This window comes from Protofrankia sp. CiP1_Cm_nod1 (assembly GCF_920888515.1).
GTDB lineage: Bacteria > Actinomycetota > Actinomycetes > Frankiales > Frankiaceae > Protofrankia.
In genome coordinates this window covers 1-5,233 of the sequence record NZ_CAKKTM010000151.1, presented here as the reverse complement: position 1 = coordinate 5,233, position 5,233 = coordinate 1, and the positions used below count along the sequence as shown (strand labels likewise).

4 protein-coding genes are annotated in these 5,233 nt (G+C 73.2%); 3 read left to right on the top strand and 1 reads right to left on the bottom strand.

Annotated elements, in window-relative coordinates; translation table 11 throughout:
* The first annotated feature begins 190 nt into the window (after positions 1 to 190).
* Positions 191 to 1,297, top strand: a complete 1,107-nt coding sequence (locus NBX02_RS07545; protein ID WP_250283959.1) for a methyltransferase domain-containing protein — start codon at positions 191 to 193, stop codon at positions 1,295 to 1,297.
* Positions 1,298 to 1,469: 172 nt separating this feature from the next.
* On the opposite strand, the gene NBX02_RS07540 is transcribed toward NBX02_RS07545, so the two are convergent.
* On the bottom strand, positions 1,470 to 2,195 hold the full coding sequence (locus NBX02_RS07540; RefSeq protein ID WP_250283957.1) for a tyrosine-protein phosphatase: 726 nt from the start codon (positions 2,193 to 2,195) through the stop codon (positions 1,470 to 1,472).
* A 323-nt stretch (positions 2,196 to 2,518) separates the two neighbouring features.
* Between NBX02_RS07540 and NBX02_RS07535 the strand changes: the two genes are divergently transcribed.
* Together NBX02_RS07535 and NBX02_RS07530 are read left to right on the top strand one after the other, a co-directional pair.
* The gene (locus tag NBX02_RS07535) at positions 2,519 to 3,091 is read left to right on the top strand and encodes a hypothetical protein (protein WP_250283955.1); all 573 of its coding nucleotides are present in this window, start codon (positions 2,519 to 2,521) and stop codon (positions 3,089 to 3,091) included.
* Positions 3,092 to 3,333: 242 nt separating this feature from the next.
* Positions 3,334 to 5,233: helicase (locus tag NBX02_RS07530; RefSeq protein ID WP_250290593.1), on the top strand; the 1,900-nt coding region annotated here is incomplete at its 3' end.

Sequence of the window (5,233 nt, the reverse complement as noted above, 5' to 3'; positions counted from 1 at the left end):
CCCGGCGCCCGTACCGGTCTGGCGCCCGTACCGCTCCGGCGCCGGTGCAGGCCCCGGCCTCCTACCGCTCCGGCGCCCCTGCCGCTTCGGGCACCCGCTGCCTGACACCACCGGGCCGGCGTTCGATCGTCCCTGCTCACCGGGCACGTACTGTCGTTACCATGCGGCCGATGATGACGGCGGGCTCGGCGTGATTCATACCGTTCTTGCCCATCTCACATGCCCGACATGTCACCAGGGGCTGACCGCCGGGCCGGGGCGGGTCCACTGTCCGGCGGGCCACAGCTACGACCTCGCCCGGGCGGGCTACCTGACGCTCACCGCCGGGCGGGCGAAGGCTCTCCCCGGTGACAGCGCGGACATGGTGCGGGCGCGGGAGGCCTTCCTTGGCGCCGGCCACTACACCGCACTTGCCGACCGGCTCGCCGACAGGCTCGCCGCCGAGCTCACCGGCGGACTCACCGGCGGACTCGCTGGCAGGCTCACCGGCGAGCTCACCGGCAGGCTTGCCGGCGCACTCACGGACCAGCCCGCGAACAGGCTTGCGGGCGCGCTCGCCGCCGGCGGCCACGGTCGTCAGGCGGTCAGCGGCACGTCCCAGGACAGCGGCCCGGCCCAGGGCGGGAGCGAGAGCGGGGGCAGCGGTACGTCCGGCGGCGCGCCGGTCGTCGTCGATGTCGGCGCCGGTACCGGCTACTACCTGGCGCGCCTGCTCCGGTCCGCTCCGGGCGCGGCCGGTATCGCGGTGGACGCGTCACGTTACGCGCTGCGACGGGCGGCCCGGGCACATCCGCGCATCGGCGCCATCGGCACGGACGTACGCGGCCCACTGCCCATCCGGACCGCGACGGCAGCACTTGTTCTCGACGTCTTTGCACCGCGAAATGCCGCGGAAATGCACCGCGTCCTGCGCCCGGACGGACGGCTGGCCATCGTGACACCCACCGTCCGCCATCTTGGCGAGATCGTGGGCCCGCTCGGCCTGGTCACCGTGGACGAGAGAAAATCCGAGCGGCTGCGCGCGAAACTGGCCGGATTTTTCGTCCAACAGGACCGGCTGGCCATGGACCTCGAGCTCTCCCTGTCCCCGGACGACCTGTTGAACCTGGTGATGATGGGGCCCACCGCCCACCACCGGCGGGCACCGGAGGTCCGCGCGGCCATCGAGGCCAGCTGGCCGCGTGGCGCCCGGCCGACCGCGTCCTTCACCGTCGAGATCCACGCTCCCTGCCCCGGACAGACGGTTCACCACGTGGGCCCGCCACCATTCCGCGGTGGCCGTCAAGAAAAGCGGTGACCGTCAAGAAAAACCGACAAGGACGGGAAACAGGGCGCCGGAACACGTCGCGGATTTCCGTGGGACCGTTTCCGTGAGACCGGCTGTGCCGGGTCCGGACGGGACAGGACCGAGCCCGGACGGGACGGGACCGGGTCCGGACGGCGAACGGGACGGAACAGAACGGAACGGGTCAGGCCACCAGGCGGGACTTCCAGGCGGATACCGCGTCCGGATCCGCGCCGTTGGCGGCCAGCCAGCCCACCACGCCGCCGTCGTGGCCGTCGATGACGCCCAGCACCTGCTCGACGGCCGAGGACGACGTCCTGGCCAGATCCCGCGCGTTCTGCCCACCGCCCGGCAGCAGCGGGCTGTCACCCATCCGTCGCAGCACCGCGGGCATGTTCGTGGCCGTGATCGCGTAGTCCGCGAGCACCGCGTCCGCCCGGACGCCCGCGGCACGCAGCAGCACCGCCACGACAAGGCCGGTCCGGTCCTTCCCGGCCGCGCAGTGGACGAGCAGCGGCGCGGGTGTCCGAGCCGCGAGATGAAGGATGCCGACCACCAGCGAGCCGGCGGAGACGATGATCGACTGGTAGAGCGTGCGCAGACCGCCGGCGAGCGCCGTGGCGGTCCGGGAGGACGGGTCGTGGGGATCGACGTCGCCCAGCAGCGGGATCAGGTGGATGCCGGTCGCCGCCGAGGCCAGCGGGTGCGGGCCGTCCTGCTCGACCGGCGAGCGCAGGTCGACGACCGTGCGGGGCGGCCATGCGAGACCGTTCGGCGGCGGCCGGTCACCGTGCAGGGGAGCCTCGCTGCGGTAGAGCACACCGGCCCGGGTCAGCCCGCCGTCGCTGGTGGGCAGCCCACCCAGGTCACGCAGGTTCACCAACTGATCGGCAGTCGTCTCACCGTTCATATGCCCGCTCCGTGTTGATCGTCCGATGTTGCTCTATCTGAGCACATCCACCTCCGCTGACGGCGAAGTGAACTCCCAGCAACCTCACAGGTTGGATTCAGCAACGGTGAAGTCCGCCGGCCCACCGTGGACGGTGAAGCACCCGCGCAGGCCCCGCGAGGCGGGACCGGCGCGGCCGACCAGACCAGCAGGGACCAGCAGGACCGCTGGCGGGCACGGGAGCCGCCAGCCGTGGCCACGCGCTTCCCCGCGTGCCCGCGGCCTGCTCCGGTAGGTGCCCGGGGACAGGCCCTGGGCCTCTTGAGCCGATGGAGGACGACATCATGATCGCGACAACGCTGGATCTTGCGGTGGCGACGCTGGCCCCGGGCACGGGCGTCGACCCGTCCGTGGACGCCGGCCGCCGGCCACGAGGGCTGACCGTGATGGCGTGCGGCGTCGGCATCGGCCCGATCAGGACGCTTCTCGACGGGCTGGGGCGCTCCCCCGCCGATGCCGTGCTGGTCTACCGGGCCATGACCGAGGAGAGCTCGGCCTTCCGTTACGAGCTGGACATGCTGGCCGTGCTGCGCGGGATCCGGGTGATCTACCTGCCCGGGCACCGTTGCCCGGACCGCCTGTCGTGGCTGCCGGAACGCTTCTCCGCCCTGCTCGACGACGTCGCGCTGCGCCAGATCGTCCCCGAGATCGTCGACCACGACGTGTTCGTCTGTGGCCCGCGCGCGTGGACGCAGGCCGTCCGGGACGCGGCGCTGCTCTGCGGCGTGCCGTCCGAACAGGTGCACATCGCCGAACAGGTGCACATCGCCGAACAGGCACACGTCGCAGGACAGGAGCACATCGCCGTCGGACAGGAGCACATCGTCACACAGGCGTACGTTGCGCGACCAGCGTGAGGTGCCGGACGTCGACGCACCAGCCGAGCGACAGCGGGCAGAACTCCGCTGGCCCACCGGGCGCTGGTGGGGCACCTGGCGTAGAATCTATCTTCCGTTCCGCTCGCGCTCCACATGCGGGTGCCGGCCGGTGGATGCCGGCCAGCGGACGCCCGCCAGCGGACGTCGGCCAGCGGCTGCCGGTCGGGGACCCGGCCGCGGGGCCGGGCGTGCCCACCGTCTACAAACCGGAAGGATCGCAGGTGCCGACGACGTACGAGTACGAACTCGCGCGCGAGCAGGCGTATGTCGACATCCTGTACAACCGGCTGGACGACCTGCGCGACCAGGCCCGTGAGCAGCTGCGCGCGGTGCTGGTGACGGCGGGCACCGGCACACCGCAGTCCCGGGTGGAGCGGGAGGCCTTCGCCGACGCGTACTGCGACCGGATCGACCGGTTCGACGCCGCCGAGGAACGGCTGTGCTTCGGTGCCATGGACCGCACCGGCCACCAGCGCGTCTACATCGGCCGGATCGGTCTGTCGGACGCCGAGCACGAGCCGATCCTGATCGACTGGCGGGCCCCGGTGGCCACCGCCTTCTACCGGGCGACCCTCGCCGACCCGCACGGCCTGCTGCGGCGCCGCCACCTGCGGGCCAAAGGGCGCGAGCTGCGCGGCTTCACCGACGACGTGCTCGACCCCACCGCCGCCGACGCCGCCCAGGTGGCCGGCGCGAGCGGGGACACCCCGTTGCTGGAGGCGTTGTCCGCGCCCCGCTCGGGCCACATGCACGACATCGTCGCGACGCTGCAGGCCGAACAGGACAGGGTGATCCGCGCCGGCGCCGGATCCGTCCTGGTCGTCGACGGCGGGCCGGGTACGGGCAAGACCGCGGTGGCCCTGCACCGGGCCGCCTACCTGCTGTACACCGAGCGGGAGCGGCTCGTCCGCTCCGGTGTGCTGGTGGTCGGCCCGAGCCCGGTGTTCCTGCGCTACATCGAGCAGGTGCTGCCCTCCCTCGGCGAGACAGGCGTGGTCTTCGCGACCCCGGGGCGGCTGTTCCCCGGCGTCGACGCCACCGGGGACGAGGACGCCCGCGTCAGCACGCTCAAGGGTGACCTGCGGATGGCGACGCTGGTGGCCGAGGCGGTGAAGAACCGCCAGCACGTTCCCGCGGAGGGGGTGGAGGTCCGCTACGACGGCGCCGTGCTCCGCCTGTCCCGGCGGTTCGTGGAGAACGCCCGGGCCCGGGCCCGGCGCAGCCGCCGCCCGCACAACCCGGCCCGGCGGATCTTCGTCCGCGAACTGACGGCCGGACTCACCGACCAGGTGATCGCGAATCTCCCCGGTGGCCTGCTCGACGACGACGAACGCCAGGAGATCGCCGGGTACGTGCGCGCCGACCCGGCGGTGCGGGCGGTCTTCGACGCGCTGTGGCCACGGCTGACCCCGCAGCGTCTGCTCGCCGACCTGTTCGCCGAGCCGCCCCGGCTCGCCTCGGCGGCGCGCGCGGCACAGCTGACCGCTCACGAGCGTCACCTGCTGTGCCGGCCGGCCGACGCCCCGTGGACGCCGGCGGACGTACCGCTGCTGGACGAGGCCGCCGAACTGCTGGGGGATCCGGACGTCGACACCGCGCGGCCGGCCGAGCGGGCGGTCGAGCGGGAGCGGCAGGCCGAGCGGGAGTACGCCCGCGAGGTCCTCGACGGGCTCGGCCTGACCGGGACCGTCGACGTGGAGACGATGGCCGCGGGCATGACCGAGCGCTGGTACGGCCCCCACCGGCGGCGCAGCGCCGTGGAGCATGCCAGCGGCGACCGGTCGTGGGCCTTCGGCCATCTCATCGTCGACGAGGCGCAGGAAGTGTCACCGATGCTGTGGCGGCTGCTGTGGCGGCGCTGCCCGATGCGCTCGGCCACCCTGGTCGGTGATCTCGCCCAGGCTTCGGGCCCGGCCGCGGCGGGCTGCTGGGCCGAGGCGCTGGCCCCGCACATCGGCGATCGCTGGCGGCTGGAACGGCTCAGCGTCAGCTACCGCACACCCATGGAGATCATGGACGTGGCGGCTGACGTCCTCGCCGCGCAGGACCCCTCGGCCAGGCCGCCGCGCTCCGTGCGGGCCACCGGAGCGCGGCCGACGGCGGTGGCCGTCGACGCCGACC

Excerpts from the sequence above, each read along its gene's own strand:
- NBX02_RS07540 (WP_250283957.1), bottom strand. The coding sequence starts at position 2,195 with ATGAACGGTGAGACGACTGCCGATCAGTTGGTGAACCTGCGTGACCTG.
- NBX02_RS07535 (WP_250283955.1), top strand. The coding sequence starts at position 2,519 with ATGATCGCGACAACGCTGGATCTTGCGGTGGCGACGCTGGCCCCGGGC.